The sequence below is a fragment of the Methylobacterium sp. DB0501 genome (assembly GCF_011043735.1).
Classification (GTDB): domain Bacteria; phylum Pseudomonadota; class Alphaproteobacteria; order Rhizobiales; family Beijerinckiaceae; genus Methylobacterium; species Methylobacterium alsaeris.
The window spans coordinates 114,804-132,824 of record NZ_JAAKGV010000013.1 but is presented as its reverse complement, the minus strand read 5'-3'; the positions used below and the strand labels follow the sequence as shown (position 1 = coordinate 132,824).

General features: G+C 72.6%; 15 protein-coding genes and 1 tRNA gene. 10 read left to right on the top strand and 6 right to left on the bottom strand.

Translation table 11 applies throughout. The features are described 5' to 3' along the window. Positions 1-36: 36 nt before the first annotated feature. Together G4G93_RS19695 and G4G93_RS19690 are read left to right on the top strand one after the other, a co-directional pair. Entirely contained in the window at positions 37-1,665 is a 1,629-nt protein-coding gene (locus G4G93_RS19695; protein ID WP_165086535.1) for a CTP synthase, read from the top strand. Positions 1,666-1,927: 262 nt separating this feature from the next. Then, positions 1,928-2,137, top strand: coding sequence for a DUF2934 domain-containing protein (locus G4G93_RS19690; protein ID WP_165086534.1), 210 nt, complete (start codon positions 1,928-1,930; stop codon positions 2,135-2,137). Positions 2,138-2,147: 10 nt separating this feature from the next. Here G4G93_RS19690 and G4G93_RS19685 read toward each other — a convergent pair whose 3' ends face one another. Beyond that, entirely contained in the window at positions 2,148-3,416 is a 1,269-nt protein-coding gene (locus G4G93_RS19685; RefSeq protein WP_165086533.1) for a M23 family metallopeptidase, read from the bottom strand. A gap of 292 nt (positions 3,417-3,708) precedes the next feature. Further along, positions 3,709-4,173: a peroxiredoxin gene (locus G4G93_RS19680; RefSeq protein ID WP_165086532.1), complete on the bottom strand. Its 465-nt coding sequence runs from the start codon at positions 4,171-4,173 to the stop codon at positions 3,709-3,711. A gap of 213 nt (positions 4,174-4,386) precedes the next feature. Here G4G93_RS19680 and G4G93_RS19675 point away from each other — a divergent pair, with 213 nt between their 5' ends. Together G4G93_RS19675 and G4G93_RS19670 are read left to right on the top strand one after the other, a co-directional pair. Continuing rightward, a complete protein-coding gene (locus tag G4G93_RS19675) occupies positions 4,387-7,869 on the top strand; it encodes a DUF3971 domain-containing protein (RefSeq protein ID WP_165086531.1) in 3,483 nt (1,160 codons plus the stop codon). A gap of 71 nt (positions 7,870-7,940) precedes the next feature. Continuing rightward, positions 7,941-8,015, top strand: a tRNA-Gly gene (locus G4G93_RS19670). Between the two features lie 86 nt (positions 8,016-8,101). Here the strand turns inward: G4G93_RS19670 and G4G93_RS19665 are convergent. Then, positions 8,102-8,302, bottom strand: a complete 201-nt coding sequence (locus G4G93_RS19665) for a hypothetical protein (protein ID WP_206289887.1) — start codon at positions 8,300-8,302, stop codon at positions 8,102-8,104. Positions 8,303-8,453: 151 nt separating this feature from the next. After that, positions 8,454-9,122, bottom strand: coding sequence for a winged helix-turn-helix transcriptional regulator (locus G4G93_RS19660; protein ID WP_246736891.1), 669 nt, complete (start codon positions 9,120-9,122; stop codon positions 8,454-8,456). A gap of 112 nt (positions 9,123-9,234) precedes the next feature. Between G4G93_RS19660 and G4G93_RS19655 the strand changes: the two genes are divergently transcribed. The 6 genes from G4G93_RS19655 to G4G93_RS19630 all read left to right on the top strand — a co-directional run bounded on the left by G4G93_RS19655 (position 9,235) and on the right by G4G93_RS19630 (position 16,707). Continuing rightward, complete coding sequence (locus G4G93_RS19655) at positions 9,235-10,026, top strand: VOC family protein (RefSeq protein WP_165086529.1); 792 nt, start codon at positions 9,235-9,237, stop codon at positions 10,024-10,026. Between the two features lie 13 nt (positions 10,027-10,039). Continuing rightward, positions 10,040-10,540 carry a VOC family protein gene (locus G4G93_RS19650; protein WP_165086528.1) on the top strand — a complete coding sequence of 167 codons (501 nt, stop codon included), beginning with the start codon at positions 10,040-10,042 and terminating at the stop codon, positions 10,538-10,540. Next, positions 10,533-11,198 (top strand): dihydrofolate reductase family protein, encoded by a 666-nt coding sequence (locus G4G93_RS19645; RefSeq protein ID WP_165086526.1) that lies wholly within the window; start codon positions 10,533-10,535, stop codon positions 11,196-11,198. Before G4G93_RS19650 ends, G4G93_RS19645 begins: the two co-directional genes overlap by 8 nt. A gap of 110 nt (positions 11,199-11,308) precedes the next feature. Next, complete coding sequence (locus G4G93_RS19640; protein WP_165086525.1) at positions 11,309-12,382, top strand: alpha/beta fold hydrolase; 1,074 nt, start codon at positions 11,309-11,311, stop codon at positions 12,380-12,382. A 134-nt stretch (positions 12,383-12,516) separates the two neighbouring features. Further along, the gene (locus G4G93_RS19635; protein WP_395412153.1) at positions 12,517-13,524 is read left to right on the top strand and encodes an efflux RND transporter periplasmic adaptor subunit; all 1,008 of its coding nucleotides are present in this window, start codon (positions 12,517-12,519) and stop codon (positions 13,522-13,524) included. 9 nt (positions 13,525-13,533) lie between these two features. Then, entirely contained in the window at positions 13,534-16,707 is a 3,174-nt protein-coding gene (locus G4G93_RS19630) for an efflux RND transporter permease subunit (protein ID WP_165086523.1), read from the top strand. Positions 16,708-16,791: 84 nt separating this feature from the next. Here the strand turns inward: G4G93_RS19630 and G4G93_RS19625 are convergent, their stop codons facing one another. Beyond that, positions 16,792-17,760 (bottom strand): sulfotransferase, encoded by a 969-nt coding sequence (locus G4G93_RS19625; RefSeq protein WP_246736890.1) that lies wholly within the window; start codon positions 17,758-17,760, stop codon positions 16,792-16,794. Further along, positions 17,757-18,005 carry a hypothetical protein gene (locus G4G93_RS35995; protein ID WP_246736889.1) on the bottom strand — a complete coding sequence of 83 codons (249 nt, stop codon included), beginning with the start codon at positions 18,003-18,005 and terminating at the stop codon, positions 17,757-17,759. The genes G4G93_RS19625 and G4G93_RS35995 overlap by 4 nt, the downstream gene beginning before the upstream one ends. Positions 18,006-18,021: the final 16 nt, after the last annotated feature.

Genomic DNA, 18,021 nt, shown 5'->3' with positions numbered 1-18,021 from the left:
GGCAACCCGGCCACGCCTGTGTATGGAGCAAGTCCCATGACGCGGTATGTTTTCATCACCGGCGGCGTGGTCTCCTCGCTCGGCAAGGGTCTCGCTTCCGCCGCCCTCGCGGCCCTGCTCCAGGCCCGCGGCTACAAGGTCCGCCTGCGCAAGCTGGACCCCTACCTCAACGTCGATCCGGGCACGATGAGCCCGACGCAGCACGGCGAGGTCTTCGTCACCGACGACGGCGCCGAGACCGATCTCGATCTCGGCCATTACGAGCGCTTCACCGGCGTGCCGGCGACGCGGGCCGACAACATCACCACCGGCCGGATCTACCTCGACATCATCACCAAGGAGCGGCGGGGCGACTATCTCGGCGCCACCATCCAGGTGATCCCGCACGTCACCAACGCCATCAAGGAATTCGTCCTCGACGGCAACGACGCCTACGATTTCGTGCTGGTCGAGATCGGCGGCACCGTCGGCGACATCGAGGGCCTGCCGTTCTTCGAGGCGATCCGCCAGCTCGGCCAGGAACTGCCGCGGGGCACCTGCGCCTACGTCCACCTGACGCTCCTGCCCTACATCCCGTCGGCGGGCGAACTGAAGACCAAGCCGACCCAGCACTCGGTGGCGGAACTCCGCTCGATCGGCATCCAGCCCGACATCCTGCTCTGCCGCTGCGACCGCGCGATCCCCCGCGAGGAGCGCCGCAAGCTCGCCCAGTTCTGCAACGTGCGCGAATCGGCGGTGATCGAGGCCCGGGACGTCGGCACGATCTACGAGGTGCCGCTCTCCTACAAGGAGGAGGGCCTGGACCGCGAGGTGCTGGCGCATTTCGGCCTCGAGACCGGCCCCGAGCCGAAGCTCGACCGCTGGCACGACATCGTCGGCCGGATCAAGAGCCCCGAGGGCGAGGTCTCGATCGCCATCGTGGGCAAGTACACGGGCCTGAAGGACGCCTACAAGTCGCTGATCGAGGCGCTGAATCACGGCGGCATCGCCAACCGGGTCAAGGTCAACCTGGAGTGGATCGAGTCCGAGGTGTTCGAGCGCGAGGACCCGGCCCCGTTCCTGGAAGGCCTCAACGGCATCCTGGTGCCGGGCGGCTTCGGCCAGCGCGGGGCGGAAGGGAAGATCCGCGCCGCCCGCTACGCCCGCGAGCGCAAGATCCCGTATTTCGGCATCTGCTTCGGCATGCAGATGGCGGTGGTCGAGGCGGCCCGCTCGCTCGCCGGCATCCCGGACGCCAACTCGACCGAGTTCGGCCCGACGCCGGAGCCGGTGGTCGGCCTGCTGACCGAGTGGATGCGCGGCAACGAGCTCGAGCGCCGGGTGGCCGAGGGCGATCTCGGCGGCACGATGCGGCTCGGCTCCTACACGGCGGCGCTCGCGCCCGAGTCGCAGATCGCCAGGATCTACGGCGGCACCCGCATCGCCGAGCGTCACCGCCACCGCTACGAGGTCAACATGGCCTATCGCGAGCGGCTGGAGGCCAACGGCATGCGCTTCGCCGGCCTGTCGCCGGACGGGCTCCTGCCCGAGACCGTCGAGGTGGTGGGCCATCCGTGGTTCATCGGCGTGCAGTTCCACCCGGAGCTGAAGTCGCGGCCGTTCGAGCCGCACCCGCTGTTCCAGAGCTTCGTCGCCGCGGCGATCGAGCAGAGCCGGCTGGTCTGATCCGCCTTCCGGAGAGCGGGCAACGGATCCTCAGCCCGCGCGGCGCGTGCGCGAAGGCTGGTTCCGCATTGCGAAGCGATCGGTCGGACATCGTTCGCGGGTCCTGGCGCCGTCCGGACCAACATAGGTTAGGGAATGAGTCCGGCACGGCGGCGAGCGCCGCCGTTCCGTGGCGACAGCGATACCAACCCACGGTATAGGAGCCCCAATGAGCCGGCTGCCCGGCAAGAAGGGGCGCGGGCCGAGGGAGAGGTTTTTCGTGATGCGTGAGATTCCCCTGGCGGCGATCCGGGCCCGCGCCTACGACATCTGGGAGCGCAACCACCGCCCGGACGGGTTCGAGATCCAGTTCTGGCTGCTCGCCGAGCGCGAGTTGCGCGCCGAGCAGGAGAACCGGCGCGACGCCATGGCGGCCCGATCCGAGGACGCGCCCGACACCGAGGCTGCGGCGGTCGAGACCGTCGAAGGATAGGGGATCGGTCTCAGCGCGCCGCCAGACGGGCGCCCGCCCGCAGGAAACGCTGCGGATCGACCGGCTCGCCGTCGATGCGGGTCTCGTAATGCAGGTGGGTCCCGGTCGAGCGGCCGGTGGAGCCGATCCGGCCGACCATCTGACCCGCCGCCACCGACTGGCCCGGCACCACCGTGATCGCCGAGAGATGGGCGTAGCGGGTGACGAGGCCGTGGCCGTGATCGACCTCGACCATGTTGCCGTAGCCGCCGGCGTAATCCGCCTGGGTCACCGTGCCGGCGGCGGTCGCCCGCGCCGGGGCGCCGTATTCGGAGCGCAGGTCGATGCCGGTATGGAGCGCGAGGCCGCGGGTGAACGGGTCGGCCCGGTAGCCGAAGGTGCTCGACAGGCCGCCGTCGGCGGCCACCGGCCGCCGCAGCGGCAGCGACCCGACGATCCGTCTCAGGCTGTCGCGCTCGCCGAGGTCGCGCTGCGCCTGCAGCACGGCACTCTCGAACGGGCCCGACCCGGCCGGAACCAGCGGTCCGCCGATCCCGCCGATGCGGGCGGTGGCGAAGCGCCGCGCGTCGAGGCCGGTCTCGGCCATCACCCCGCGCAGGCGCGCCGCCTCGCTGCGGCCGTCGGCGGCGAGCCGGCCGACTGCCCGGCTCTGGCGCGCCTCGAACCCGTCGAGGGCGTGTTCGAGCATCGCCATCCGGGTCGACAGACCGGGGGAGAGGGCAGGGGACAGCGCGAGGGACGGCGCTGGCGCGACGTCGTCGGCCTCCGTGCGCAGGCCGAGGGATTCGGGGGTCGGGGGCATCTGCGCGGGCAGAGGTGCCGGTGCGGACCTGGCGTCCCGGGACGGCCAGCCGCCGGCGGGCGCCGGGCCATCCTCGCCCGCCGCGGCACCGGCCTGCTCGACGAGCCCTGCGATCATCGCCTGGCGGCCCTCCAGGGCGACCTGACGGCCGGCGATGTCGGCGAGCCGCGTCTCGACCCCGTCCTGCTCCAGGAGCTTCTGCGTCGCCACCCGGTCGAGCCGGGCCCGCAGGGCGCTGATACGCTCCTCGTAGGCGTATTGCATCGCGCCCTGGCGCTCCATGAACCGGGCGAGCGCCGCATCGCGAAAAACGATGAACCAGGTCGCCGCGCTGGCCCACAGGCAGAGCCCCGCGAAGGCGATGCCGGCCAGCACCAGGGTCCGGCGCCGAACCACCCAGACCCTGTCCTGATCGCCGGATCGGCGCGCGGGCGGCGTGAGGGAGGAGACGAGGGACGAGAGGCGGGAAGCGAGCATCGGGACGGTCCGTAACCTGATACCGACCGTCGCGGGTTAAGGTTAAGGATGTTTCAAGGGCGGATCTCGATCGATGTCCCGGTGCGGTCTGTGCCCTCCACTGCGTCATCCCGGGCCCGCGACGGCGGAGCCCGGAATCCGGAACCGCTGAGGGATCGGCAAAAGCCGGACCGTATTCCGCTGCGGTCTACACCGCCTGCGCGTCTGGATTCCGGCTCCGCCGTCGCGGAGCCGGAATGACGGGTGCGTGCCGGATCCGCCCGGCGAATGAACCAAGCTTACCCTGCGCGCCTCACAGCGCCCGTGCCGCCGCCAGCACCGCGTCGGCGTGGCCGGGCACCTTCACCTTCTGCCAGACCTTCGCGATCGTGCCGTCGCGGTCGATCAGGAAGGTCGTGCGCTCGACACCCATGTACTTGCGCCCGTACATGCTCTTCTCGACCCAGACCCCGTAGGCCTCGAGCATCGCCTTGGCCTCGTCCGAGGCGAGCGGGAATTCGAGCCCGTACTTCTCCCGGAACTTGTCGTGGCTCTTCATCGGGTCGGGCGAGACGCCGATCACCGCGGTATCGGCCTCGGCGAAGGCACCGCGCAGCCCGTTGAAGGCCTGGGCCTCCAGGGTGCAGCCGCTGGTATCGTCCTTGGGGTAGAAGTACAGCACGGCCTTGCGGCCCTTGAAGCCGGCGAGGCTCAGGGTCTCGCCGCCGGTCGCCGGCAGGGAGAAATCGGGGGCGGGGTCGCCCGGGTTCAGCGCCATCGTGCCTTCCTTTCGGCCGATTGATGGTGTGCCTCTGGGTGAGGGGACCCGCTGGGCGGGGGCCTCGACGCACCCGACGGATTAGCGGCAGGACGTTACCCTCCGGTCACCGGATCGGGCAAACATGGACCGGGGCACCGGCCCCGACACGGCGCCGAGCGGGGCGCACGGAGTAGCGACGCGCGCGTGACGACGGACCGAGCGACACCAGTCATGGATCCAGGCCTCGATCCCGGCCGAGATCCGGGCATCGAGCGGACGCTGCAAGCCCCGCCGTTCCGCGCGACGGAGGGACCGGGGCCGTGTGCCTCGCGGATCAAGGCCGCCCCCCGGTCGCTGCTGCGGACCTGCCTGCGCGGGGTGCTGTGGCTCAAGCTCGCCGCCGTCGTGCTGCTCTGCCTCGGCCTCGGGCTCGCCTACCTGCGCCTGTCGAGCGGCCCGGTCAGCTTCGCCTGGCTCGAGCCCCGGGTGGCGGCGGGGATTGCCGAGCGGCTCGGCCCGGGCTGGAGCGTGTCCCTGCACGACAGCGCTATCGAGATCGACCGCGACGGGGCGCTGGCGTTGCGCACCACCGGCCTCGACATCCGCAACCCGGAGGGTGACCTCGTGGTGCGGGCTCCCCTCGCGGTCGTCGCCATCGACCTGTGGTCGCTGCTCGGCCTGTCGGTCCAGGCCCGCTCGGTCGAGTTCCGCGACCTGCAGCTGCGCGCCCTCCTGCACCACGACGGCTCGATCGCCTTCGCGGCCTCCAACGACCCCTCCGAGGTGAAGCCGCACACCCCGCCGGCGGTGGCGGCGGCCCGCGGCACCGTCTCGCCGGTCTCCGCCACCGTGGCGTCGATCCTGAGCCTCGTGCTCGACCCGTCGGGCGTGATCGGCAGCCTCGACCGGGCCCGCCTGACCAATGCCCGCCTGACGCTCCTCGACGAATCCGGCGCCGAGCGCGTGGTCTTTCCGCGCGTCGACGGGTTGTTCAACCGCGACGCGACCCGGCCGGCCCGGGTGTTCGAGATGCGCATCGTCGGCCCGCACGGGCCGTGGCGCTTCGGCGGCGACGTCGAGCAGGCGCCGGACGGCGGCCGCCACGGCGTGCTCACCCTCGACGACCTGCCGGCCCCCGACCTGCTGCTGCTCTCCGGCCAGTCGCGCCTGCCGCTCACTACCGACCTGAAGCTCTCCGGCCGGGCCCAGGTGGCGATGCACGGCGCGCGCCTCGACGGGATGACCCTGCGGCTCGCCACCAGCGAGGGCAACCTCCTGATCGAGGAGAAGGACTTCAACCCGGTCACGATCGAGGCGCTGACCGTCGATGCCGCCTGGGACGAATCCCGCCGGGCGCTGAAGGTCGCGTCCCTCGATTATCGCGGAGCCGGCAACCGGGTCCGCCTTGCCGGCGAGTGGGTGGCGGCGCCGGACGGCACCGGCGCGGGCTGGACCGCGACCCTGTCGGGTGCCGACGCCGTCCTGCGCGGGGCGACGGCCGGCGACGCTCCCGTGAAGATCGCCCAGGTCGAGGCCCGCCTCTCGGGCCGCGACGACGGCGTGCAGATCGACCGCCTCGCGCTCACGGGCGATGCCGTCCGCGGCACGATCAGCGGCACGCTCGGCACGCGGGCCGACGAGGGCGGCCTGACCTTGCACATCACCGCCGAGCGCACCGACGGGCGCGCCGCCCTGCGGCTCTGGCCGGAGAACGTCGCGCCGCCGATCCGCACCTACCTCGTCGACAACCTGCGGGCCGGGCGGCTCGACAGCCTCGACATCGTGGTCGACATGAGCATGGCCGAGTTCGCCGCCGCCACCCGCGGCGAGCCGATGCCCGACCAGGCGGTGCGGATCGCCTTCGCGGTGAGCGAGGGCGGGCTGACGATCTCCCCCGACGCGCCGCCGCTCTCCCGCGCCCGGGTCTCGGGGCTCGTCACCGGGCGCAACACCGCGATCCGCGGCGCCGCCGCCGAGATCCGGATGCCGGACGGGCGGGCCCTGAACCTCCAGGACGGCTCCTTCGTCATCAAGGATGCGGTGCCGCACGACGTCTCGGCCCAGATCGGCCTTCGCCTCACCGGCGGCGCCGACGCGCTCGCCTCGCTGCTCCAGACCAAGCTGTTCCGCTCGCTCTCGGGCACCGAGCTCGATCCCGCGACGTTGCGCGGCCAGGCCGACCTGCGCATCGACTTCCCGCTCTCCCTCGAGGCGGTGCCCGACATCGCCGACCTGCCGGTGACCCTGAGCGGCTCCCTCACCGACATCGCCGCCGAGCGCCTGGTCGGCAAGGAGAAGCTCGAGAACGGCCGCTTCGCGGTCGCCTACGACCGCAACGGCTTCAGCCTCAAGGGCGACGGGCGGCTCGCCGGCGCACCGCTGACCGTCGACCTGCACCAGCCGAAGGCCGGCGCGCCGGGCGAGGCTCTTGTGACCATGACCCTCGACGACGCGGCCCGGGCCCGCAAAGGCCTGCCGACGGCGCCCCAGCTCGCCGGCCCGGTCAATGCCCGCTTCGTCGTGCCGATCGGCCGCCCGGGCAAGAACCCGATCCGGGTCGAGGCCGACCTCGCCCGGGCGAGCGTCGACGGGCTCCTGCCGGGCTGGACCAAGCCCGCCGGCAAGCCGGGCCGGCTCACGCTGAACCTCACCGATACCGGCCAGGGCAGCGAGCTGCGCGACATCGCGCTCGATTCCGGTCCGGTGCAGCTGCGCGGCAGCGCCTCGCTCAACGCCGAGGGCGGCTTCGAAGCGGCCGACCTCACCAGCCTCAAGCTCTCGCCGGGGGACGACATCCGCGCCCGGGTCGAGCGCACCGGCGCCAACGGCTACCGGATCAGCGCGAAGGGCGGCGTCGCCGATGCGCGGCCGTTCCTGCGCGCGATGACGGCACCGCCGCGCAAGGGCGGCAAGGATGGCTCTTCCCGCGACGTCGAGGCCGATCTCAGCTTCGCGATCCTGACCGGCTTCAACGAGGAGGCGCTGACCAATGCCAGCCTGAAGCTGTCGTTGCGCGGCGACGACCTCCGCCAGGCCCGGATCCAGGGCCGCCTGCGCTCGGCCGGGGTCACCCTGGAGGTGGCGAAGGCCGACCGCACCACGCCGCCGGTGCTCAACGCCGAGACCACCGACGCCGGCGCGGCCCTGCGCTTCCTCGACATCTACAAGCGCATGCAGGGCGGGTCCCTCTCGCTGCAGATGACCATGAACGACGGGCCGCAATCGGGCCTGCTGCAGGTCCGCTCCTTCGCCCTGCGCAACGAGCCGGCGCTCGGCCGGATCATGGCCCAGGGCGAGACCGAGGACCGGCGCAGCGACGCCAACGACGTCGGCTTCGACCGCCTGCGCGCGGCCTTCCAGCGCAACGGCACCCGGATCGCCTTCTCGGAAGCGGCGATCTCCGGCCCGGCGATGGGCTTCACGCTCGGCGGCTGGATCGACACGGCCAAGGACCGCACCGACGTCGCCGGTACCTTCGTGCCGCTTTACGGCCTCAACAACGTGGTGTCGCAGGTGCCGATCTTCGGCCCGCTGCTCGGCGGCGGCCACAACGAGGGCCTGTTCGGCATCAACTTCCGGGTCGCCGGCGCGATGAGTGCGCCCAACATCAGCGTCAACCCGCTCTCGGCGATCGCCCCGGGCTTCCTGCGCAAGCTCTTCGGCGCCGGCGGCGGCGATCCCAACGCGCCGCCCGCCGGCCGCATGGACCGGTGAGCCGCGACCCCGCAGAGCGCGGCATTTCGGGGTGGACAGGGCCGGGGCGAGCCCGTATGACGAACCCCGTCGCGGGCGTAGTTCAGTGGTAGAACGTCAGCTTCCCAAGCTGAATGTCGTCGGTTCGATCCCGATCGCCCGCTCCACATAACCCGTCGAAGCGTCAGCTTTTTCGACGCTCTGCCGCTGATCTCGCGGGCCCCATGGTCCCCATCGCGGTCCTCATGCCCGTTCAGGCGCTGTTCTTCACCGCGCGATGGGCCGGGCGCAGCTCCGCCCCTGTCAGCGATTGTCCGACTGCGCCTCGCGAGTAGCGCGCCGTCGTCGTCTCATCCGTGTGCGCCGCTGGTGCGCGGATCGCGTCCAGATCGGCCCCGGCCATCACCTCGCCGCGCGCCTCGCTCTCCGGGCCGAGCAAATGCGCCGACGGCAAGAAGACCGTATCGCGGGCGACGCACGCCGCTTTCCGGCCGGTGTCAGGCGACCGTGGAGCCGTTCGACGAACTCCCGCTGATCCGGCACGAGCCGCAACGTCGTGCCAGCGAGGATGGCCTCCGTGGCCGGCAGCGACTGAACGAACCGTATCAGGCCGTTTTGGCGGGCAGGCGGAAGAGGTCGATGAAGGACCGCGCCAGATCGATCTCGCCCGTGAAGGCGAGGGTGCCGCCCGCGCCGTCCCTGGCGAGGGGGGCCTTGCCGTAGATCGTCCGGCGCATCGCCATCGTGTCGCCGGTGAAGGCGAGGTCGGTGGCCTCCACGATGCCCCGGCTCACGAGGATCTCGCCGCCGGCCACCCGCGCGACGAAATCCTCGCCGGGAAAATGGAACGCGGCCGACACCGGCAACGCCACCGCCCGCGCGGGGTCGACCAGGGCCTGGAGCGACATCATCGCGGAGGCCGCCGACATGAACAGGCTCACGTCGTGCCGCGGCGACCGGGCGGCCCAGCGGCCCAGGCCGCGCATCAGCGGTGCGGCCTCGCGGCCCCACTCCGTCAGGTCGTAGACCTGGACGTTCGCCGGCGACGGCAGCCGGTAGCGCCGGACGATGCCCGCCGCCTCCAGGCTGTCCAGGCGCTGCGCCAGGACGTTGGCGCTGATGCCCGGAAGGTTCACCTTGATCTCACCGAAGCGCCGGGGACCGAAGACCAGCTCGCGCATGATCAGGAGCGACCAGCGCTCTCCGATGAACTCCAGGGCGAGGGCGGTCCCGCAGGCATCGTCGTACCGGCGTTCCCGTGGCCCGGATCCCATGGTGGTTATTTTTACTGACTCCATGGTTGCTTTATATAACCGACGCTGCCAGCCTGGGACAAGCGGCGCCGCGCCGGGGCGGACGCGCACGATGTCACGGAGGTGAGGTCCGATGCCGATCGTCGAGGGAACACCCATCTGGTTCGAGCTGAACGCGACCGACCAGGACGCCGCGCAGGCCTTCTACGAGGCCGTCGCCGGCTGGCACGTCGCGCCGTCCCCCATGCCCGAGCATGGCGGCTACCGGATCGCCGAGGCCGACGGGACCCCGGTCGCCGGCATCCGCGGGTCGACCCCCGGGGCGCCCGGCCTCACCGGCTGGGCCGTCTACCTCGCGACCGGCGACGTCGATGCCGTGGCCTCCCGCGTCGTCGCGCTCGGCGGGCAGGTCCCGTTCGGGCCCGTCGACATCCCCCATGTCGGCCGTTTCGCGATGGCGTGCGATCCGCAGGGCGTGGCCTTCGCCGTGATGAACCCCGCCAGACCCGGCGCGAGCCGGGCCTTCGGCCCCGTCCCCCTCGGGACCGAGCGGACCCTCGGCCACGGCGTCTGGATCGAGCTCGCCACCCCCGATCCCGCGGCGGCCATCGCGTTCTACGGCGCGCTGTTCGGCTGGGAGAAGCTCGGGGCGATGCCCATGGGCGGTTCGGGCGAGTACGCCTTCATCGGCCGCGGGGACCTGCGCCCCGGCGCGGTGATGTCGAGCGCGGCCACCGGCGCGCCGGCGCGGTGGACCTGGTACGTCCACGTGGCCGACATCGACCTCGCGGTCGCGGCGGTCCGGGACAGGGGCGGCACGGTGCTCCAGGGGCCCGATCCGATCCCCGGCGGCAGCTACTCGGCCACCATCGCCGATCCGGCGGGCAACCGGATCGGCCTCGCCGGTCCGCGTCTGGCGGCATGACGGGAGGGCGGCGATGACGAGCGAGAAGCTGACGACCTGCCTGTGGTTCGACCACGGCGAGGCCCGCAAGGCCGCGGAGTTCTATGCCGGCACCTTTCCGGACAGCCATGTCGGCACCCCCATGACGGCCCCGTCGGATTACCCCGGCGGATCCGAGGGCGGGGAGCTGACGGTCGCGTTCACCGTCCTCGGCCGCCCGTTCGTCGGCCTGAACGGCGGCCCGGCCTTCAAGGCCAACCAGGCGGTCAGCTTCATGGTGCTGACCGAGGATCAGGCGGAGACCGACCGCTACTGGAACGCCATCGTGGACGGCGGCGGCGCCGAGAGCCAGTGCGGCTGGTGCACGGATCGCTGGGGCTTCTCCTGGCAGATCACCCCCCGGGCGCTGCTGCGCGCCAACAGCCATCCCGACAGGGCCGCCGCCCGGCGCGCGTTCGCCGCGATGATGACCATGCGCAAGATCGACATCGCCCGGATCGAGGCCGCCATCAGGGGAGAATCCGCTCATGCGTAAGATCACTGGCTCCCTGTTCCAGTCGCTCGACGGCGTGATCCAGGCCCCGGGCGGCCCGGAGGAGGACCAGACCGGGTTCACCCATGGCGGCTGGACCTTCCCGTATTTCGATGCCTCGCTCGGCGGGTCGATGGGGCGGCTGTTCGAGGGAGAGTACGAACTGCTGCTCGGGCGCCGGACCTACGAGATCTTCGCCGCCTACTGGCCGCATAACGGGGATCAGCCGATCGGCGCGACCTTCAACACCGTGCGCAAGCACGTCGTGACCTCGTCCGACCGGGCGCTCGGCTGGGCCAACAGCCGGCGTCTCGCCGGCGACCCCGTTGCGGCGGTCACCCGCCTGAAGGAGAGCGAGGGTCCGGATCTCCTCATCCAGGGAAGCAGCAGGCTCTACCCGGCGCTGCTCCCGGCGGGCCTCGTCGACCGGATCGTCCTGATCACCTTCCCGGTCATGCTCGGTCGCGGCAAGCGCTGGTACCCGGACGATCCATCGGCGGCCCGGGCGTGGCGGCTCGTCGAGCAGGCCCACGCGCCGACGGGCGTCCACTTCGCGGCCTTCGAGCGGGACGGGGCGATCCGGACCGGCAGCTTCGCCATGAAGCCGCCGAGCGAGGACGAGCTGGCGCTCCGCCGGCGCCAGGCGGCCGGCGACTGGTAGGGGCCGGCCCGACCGGTTGCCCGCCGAGGCCGCGGACGTGATACTGGCTTGACCGTGCCAGCAAGAACCTGGCCGTGCCAACAAGAAACCGATGCGGCGGAGGAAGCCAGATGCGAGTCTTAAACCTGTTGCGGGGGGCGGCCGCGGGCGCGGCCCTGTCGCTGATTGCCCTCGCGGCGGTCGCCGCAGACTATCCGGCACCCCGGGAGGGGGACTGGACGGTCAAGGACTTCAAGTTCCACACCGGCGAGGTCCTGCCGGAGCTGCGCCTGCACTACACCACGGTCGGAGACCCGAAGGGCGAGCCGGTCGTCGTCCTGCACGGCACCACCGGTTCGGCCGCCAGCATGCTGACGCCCGGCTTCGCCGGCGAGTTGTTCGGCCCCGGCCAGCCCCTCGACGCGGCCAAGTACTACATCGTCCTTCCGGACGCGATCGGCCACGGCAAGTCGTCCAAGCCGTCGGACGGATTGAGGACGAGGTTTCCGCGCTACAATTACGACGACATGGCCGAGGCGCAGTACCGGCTGCTCAAGGAGCATCTCGGCCTCAAGCACGTCCGTCTGGTCATCGGCAACTCGATGGGCGGCATGCATGCCTGGGTCATGGGCGTGAAGCATCCCGAGTTCATGGACGCCCTCGTCCCCATGGCGTCGCAGCCGAGCGAGATGGCGAGCCGCAACTGGATGACGCGCCGGCTCCTGATCGAGACCATCCGGCGCGACCCGGGCTACGCCAACGGCGAGTACACGACCCAGCCGGCCTCGCTACGGGCCGCCAACGTCTTCTTCGCCCTCGCCACCAGCGGCGGCACGCTGGCGTTGCAGAAGCAGGCGCCGACCGGCGCCCTGGCCGACAAGCTCGTGGATGCCCGGCTGGCGGCGCCGTTCAACGCCGATGCCAACGACTACATCTACCAGTGGGACTCGTCGCGCGGCTACGATCCCTCTCCGGGGCTCGAGAAGATCGACGCCTCCGTCCTGGCGATCAACTCCGCCGACGACGAGCGCAACCCGCCCGAGACCGGGATCATGGAGCGGGAGATGAAGCGGTTGAAGAACGGGCGCCTGTACCTGATCCCGGCCAGCACCGAGACCTCCGGCCACGGCACCACGGGCTTCGCCCGGTTCTACAAGCAGCAGCTCCAGGACTTCCTGCAGGCCGCGCCGAAACGCGCCATGTAGGTCTCCCTGGGAGGGCGCCGCGATCGGCAGGGCGGGGCGTCCGGGGCCGGCGTCCGCCCTCCGGCTGGACCGCCCGCGCGAAGCGGGGCAGAAGCGCCGCGATGTGCGGGACGGACAGGCCGGGAGGAGGCGCGATGATGCGGCGGGCGGTGTTGTCCGCGGTGCTGGCTCTGTGCACCGGCGGCAGCCTGATCGAGCCGGCGCTGAGCCAGGGGCGGACCCGCCTCCTGGCGGAGGGCGGCCGCGTCGCCGTGCGGCTGACGCCCGAGGAGCGCGGCCGCATCGGCGTCGCGACGGCCCACCTCGCGCCGCAGCCGCACAAGGTCGAGATCCTGGCCTATGGCAGCGTCCTCGATCCGGCCCGCATCACCGATCTGACGAACAGCTACGCCGGGGCGGTCGCCGCCCTGCGGACCGCCCGGGCCCGGGCGGAGGTCTCGGCCGGCGCCCTGCGCCGGGCCCGGAGCCTCGGCCCCACCGTCGTCGCCGGTGCCCAGCTCGAGACGGTCGAGGGTAGCGTCCACACCGACGAGGCGGCGGTCGCGGCCGCCGAGTCGCAGGTGCGGACCCTCGCCGCCACCGCGCAGCAGGAATGGGGGCCGGTGCTGGGCCGGGCGATCGTCGAGCGGGCGCCCCTCGTCACCCGGCTGATCGAGCGGGCGGACCTGCTGGTGCAGGTGACGCTGCCGTCGGGCGAGGCCTTGAGGGCGCCCCCGGCCACGGCCTTCGCCGAGGTGCCGCCGCAGAGCGAGCGGGTGACGATGCGCCTCGTCTCGCCGGCGACGCGGGCCGACCAGCGCATCCAGGGCGTGAGCTACTACTATCTCGTGGCCGGCGACGGCGGCCTCCTGCCCGGCATGAGCGTGCAGGCCTTCCTGACCTCGCCGCAGGAGAGCGTCGGCATCGCCGTGCCGGAGAGCGCCGTGGTCCACTGGCAGGGACGTGCCTGGATCTATCGCGGCGTCGGCGACGAGACCTTCGCCCGCCATCCGCTCAAGCCGGATGCGCCGATCTCCGCCGACCGCTACGTGGTCGACGACCTCGGCGGGGAGGCGGACGTCGTCGTGACCGGGCCGCAGGCCGTGCTCACCGAGGAGCTGAAGGGCCAGGTCCAGGCCTCCGGCGACGCGGACGACGACTGAGCGCCCCGAATGCACGACGAGGATCCGCGGCCGGCCGACGGGCCGGTCCCTGCCGGGGCGCCGTCCGGCCTTCAGGCCGCCCTGGTGGCCTTCGCCGTGCGCCGGCCGGGCGTCGTCGTCGCCCTCGCGCTCGCCCTCGTCGTCTACGGCCTGGCCGCGCTGGGATCGGCCAAGACCGGCACCATCAAGTACGACGTCTTCCCGGAATTCGCCCCGCCCGCCGTGACGGTGCAGACCGAGGCGCCCGGCCTCAACCCGGAGCAGGTCGAGGTGCTGGTCACCCAGGCCGTCGAGGGGGCGGTCAGCGGCCTGCCCGGCCTCGCCGCCCTGCGCTCGAATTCGATCCAGGGGGTCTCGGTGGTGACCGCGACCTTCCGCTCCGGCACCGACATCTACCGGGCGCGCCAGCTCGTCGGCGAGCGGCTGGCCGGGCTCGCCGGCCGGCTGCCCCAGGGCGTGGCCGCGCCGACCATGACGGCGCTCACCTCCTCGACGAGCGCGATCCTGCTCGTCGGCCTGACCTCGGAGACGCGCTCGCTCATGGACCTGCGCAGCGTGGCGGATTGGCGGGTGCGCCTGCGCCTCCTCGCGGTGCCCGGTGTGGGCGAGGTCCTGGTCTACGGCGGCGACGTGCGCTCGATCCGCATCCAGGTCCGGCCGCAGGACCTCGTCCGCTTCCGCATCGGCCTCAACGACGTGCTCGCCGCCGGCCGCAAGGCGACCGGCGTGCGCGGCGCCGGCTTCATCGACACGGTCAACCAGCGCATCACCCTGCAGACCGAGGGGCAGTCGGTGACCCCGGCGGCGGTGGCCCGCACGGTGCTGATCAACGAGGGCGGCGCCAGCGTGGTGCTGGGCGACGTCGCCGACGTGGTGGCCGGCCCGGAGCCGGCGATCAGCGCCGCCCTGGTCGACGGGCAGCCCGGCATCCTGATGATGATCGGCGCGCAATACGGCGCCAACACCGTCGAGGCCGCGTCCGGGGTCGAGGCGGCCCTGGCCGAATTGCAGCCCGGCCTCGCCCGGGAGGGGATCACGCTCCGCACCGACCTGTTCCGCCCGGCCGGCTTCGTCGCCCAGGCCACCGGCCACGTCCTCCAGGCCCTGGCGCTCGGCGGCATCCTGGTCGTCGTGGTCCTGGTGGTCTTCCTGTTCGACTGGCGCACCGCGCTGATCAGCGCCGCGGCGATCCCGCTCTCGCTGATCGGCGCGGTCCTGGTGCTCGGGGCGTTCGGCTTCAGCCTCAACACCATGACGCTCGGCGGGCTCGCCATCGCGATCGGCGAGGTGGTCGACGACGCGGTGATCGGCGTCGAGAACGCGATGCGGCGCCTGCGCGAGAACCGGCGCCGCGCCGTTCCCCGGCCGGAGCCCCGGGTCGTGCTGGACGCCATCCTGGAGGTCCGGGTCTCGGTCGCCTACGCGACCGTCGCGGTGCTGCTGGTCTTCCTGCCGGTGCTGGCGCTCTCCGGCGTGCCCGGCCGGCTGTTCGGCCCCCTGGCCACCGCCTACATCCTGGCGGTGCTGGCCTCCCTCGTCGTGGCGCTCACCGTCACGCCGGCCCTCGCGCGCCTGCTGCTCGCCGGACGGAAGGCCCTGCCGGCACGCGAGCCGCCGGTCACCCGGGCGGTGCGGGGCGTCTACGTCCGGCTCCTGCGGGTTCTGATGCGCCACCCCGTCCTCGTCGGGGGCGCGGGGCTGCTCGCGGTCTTAGGGAGCGCCGTGCCGGTGCCGTCCTTCGGCGGCGCGTTCCTGCCCGACCTCAAGGAGGGGCACTTCATCCTGCACATGGCGACCGCCCCCGGCACCTCCCTGCGGGAGACCCTGCGGATCGGGCGCCACGTCACGGCCGGCCTCAAGGCGATCCCCGAGGTGCGGGCGGTCGCCCAGCAGGTCGGCCGGGCCGAGGCCGGCTACGACCTCGGCGGCACGCACGAGAGCGAGATCCATATCGATCTGGCGTCCGGCCTCGACGGCGAGGCCCAGGAGCGGGCCGAGGCCGCGATCCGCGCCCTGATGGCGGCGACGCCCGGCGCGACCTTCTCGCTGAAGACCTTCCTCACCGAGCGGATCGAGGAGGTGGTGTCGGGCTTCACCGCCCCGGTGGTGGTGAGCGTCTACGGCTCGGATCTCGACCGGATCGAGGCGGCGGCCCGGGACGTGGCGCGGGAACTCGCCGAGATCCGCGGCGCCACCGGCATCCAGCTCCGGTCGCCGGCCGGCCTGCCGCAGATCAACGTGGCCTTGCGCCCCGCCGACCTGCGCCACTGGGGCCTCGACGCGATCGAGGTGCTGGACCTCGCCCGCACGGCCTTCCAGGGCGACACGGTCGGACAGTCCTACGAGGGCAACGCGGTGTTCAACGTCGTGGTCGTCCTCGATCCGGCCGCCCGCGCGCGGCTCTCCGGCCTCGGCGACCTGCCCCTGCGCACGCCCGGCGGCAGCTTCATCCGCCTGTCGCAGGTCGCGGACGTCTACGAGACCGTGGGGCGCTACGCCATCGCGCATCACGGCGGCCAGCGGGTCCGGGTGGTGACGGCCAATGTCGAGGGCCGGGACCTTGCCTCGTTCACGCAGGCGGTGGAGCGCAAGATCGCCCGGGAGGTCAAGCTCCCGCCCGGCGTCTTCGTCGCCGTCGGCGGGGCGGCGGAGGCGCAAGGACAGGCCCGCCGCGACCTGGCGCTCCATGCCGGGCTCGCGGGGTTCGGGATCCTGCTGCTGCTGGCCTGCGTCACCGGGTCGGCGGCCAATCTCGGGCTGATCCTCGTCAACGTGCCCTTCGCCTTCGTCGGCGGGGTGCTGGCCGTCGCCGCGACCGGCGGCCTCGTCTCCCTCGGGGTGATCGTCGGCTTCGTGACGCTGTTCGGCATCTCGTTGCGCAACACGATCATGATGGTCGCCCATTACGAGCATCTGGTGCTCGTCGAGGGGCGGGGCTGGAACGCCGCCACGGCGATCGAGGGAGCCGCCGACCGCCTGGTGCCGATCCTGATGACCTCGCTGGTCACCGGCCTCGGCCTCCTGCCCCTGGCGCTCGGGGCCGGCGAGCCGGGCCGCGAGATCGAGGGGCCGATGGCGATCGTGATCCTGGGCGGGCTCGCCAGCTCGACGCTCCTGAACCTCACGGTCCTGCCCGTCCTGGCGCAGCGCGCCGCGCGGTTCTCCCGGTCCGGGACCCGCTGATCCCGACGGCCCCGTCGACCTCGGGCCTGCTCGAGATCGACGTCGATGCGGCAGCATCCCGGGCCGTCGGCAGGAGGGCGGGGATCACCCGGGCCAGGCCCGCTCCCGCGCGGCATCCAGAGCGGACAGGACCGGGCCGGCGATCCGCTCCGCCGCCGGGCGCCACGCCGCCGCCGCCTCGCGCTTCTCCGCCCCGTCCGGCACGAAGGCGGCGCCGGTCTTGGCGTGGCGGCCGGACGCCGCCCGCATGGCGGAGAAGCCCGGCAGCGCCGGGTCGAGCCCGAAATGCGTCGCGAAGACGGGCCAGAGACCGTCCGGCAGGTCGTCGTAGCGCAGCACGCGCCCGCGTCCGGGGGCGCGGGCGAGGCCGTCGAGGGCGGCCTGCCCGTAGGCCGCCATCGCGGTGAGCTGGTAGGCCTTCCGGTCCATCGCGAAGACCGTCTCCCGGGGAAGCCCGAGCCGCTCCGGCGGGATCGAGCCCGGCGCCGTGTCGGCCCCGCCCCGGCGCATCTGCGAGGCCAGGATCTCCACGGGATCGCGATACAGGAACACCCACGGCACGCCGGGGAAGACCCGCTGGATCCACGGCAGTTCCAGGATGTCCGCGGCCATGAACTTGACGAAGAACTTCTCTTCGCCCGGGAAGCGTGGACGGCCGAGCGCGTGGACGATGCCGGCGAGCCAGGCATCGGCCCGCTCCGGCGCGACGGCGGCGTGGCGCGGGGCCTCCAGCACCGCCCGCACCGGCCCCGGCTCGGAGGCGACGATGTGGCGGGGATCGGCGCCGAGCGCCTGCGCGGCGAGCGTCGAGCCGCAGCGCGCCATGTGGAAGACGAACCCGCTCGGCGTCAGGCCGGGGGAGAGCGCCCCGAGGTCGTCGGCCAGGGTGCGCTGGCGAAAGGCCAGGTTGAAGGGATAGCCGATCGCCCGGGCGATCGTCTCGTAGAAGAACGGATCGGTGAGGCGGTGCTCGCCGAGATGGCACCAATCCACCGTCATCGCGCCGTCGACCCAGCCGGCGCGGAACGGCGTCCACCCTTCGAGCAGGCTCACGGTGCCACCTCGTGCCGCGCGAGGGGGATCATCGGGGTGGGATGCATCAGGAAGCCGGCCCGGTTGTCGTCCATCAGCCGCTCGAGCGCGGCGGCGTCGACGGTCAGGCCGCGGGCGGCGGCCTCGGCGACCGCCGCGCGCACCAGCGCGGCCGGGTCCTCGATCGGCCGCAGCCGCGCGGCGAGGGCGGCATCCTTCGCCAACAGCCGGATCAGGGCGCCGAGCCCGTCGGCAGATCCGGTCATGGCGGGTCCGGTCGTG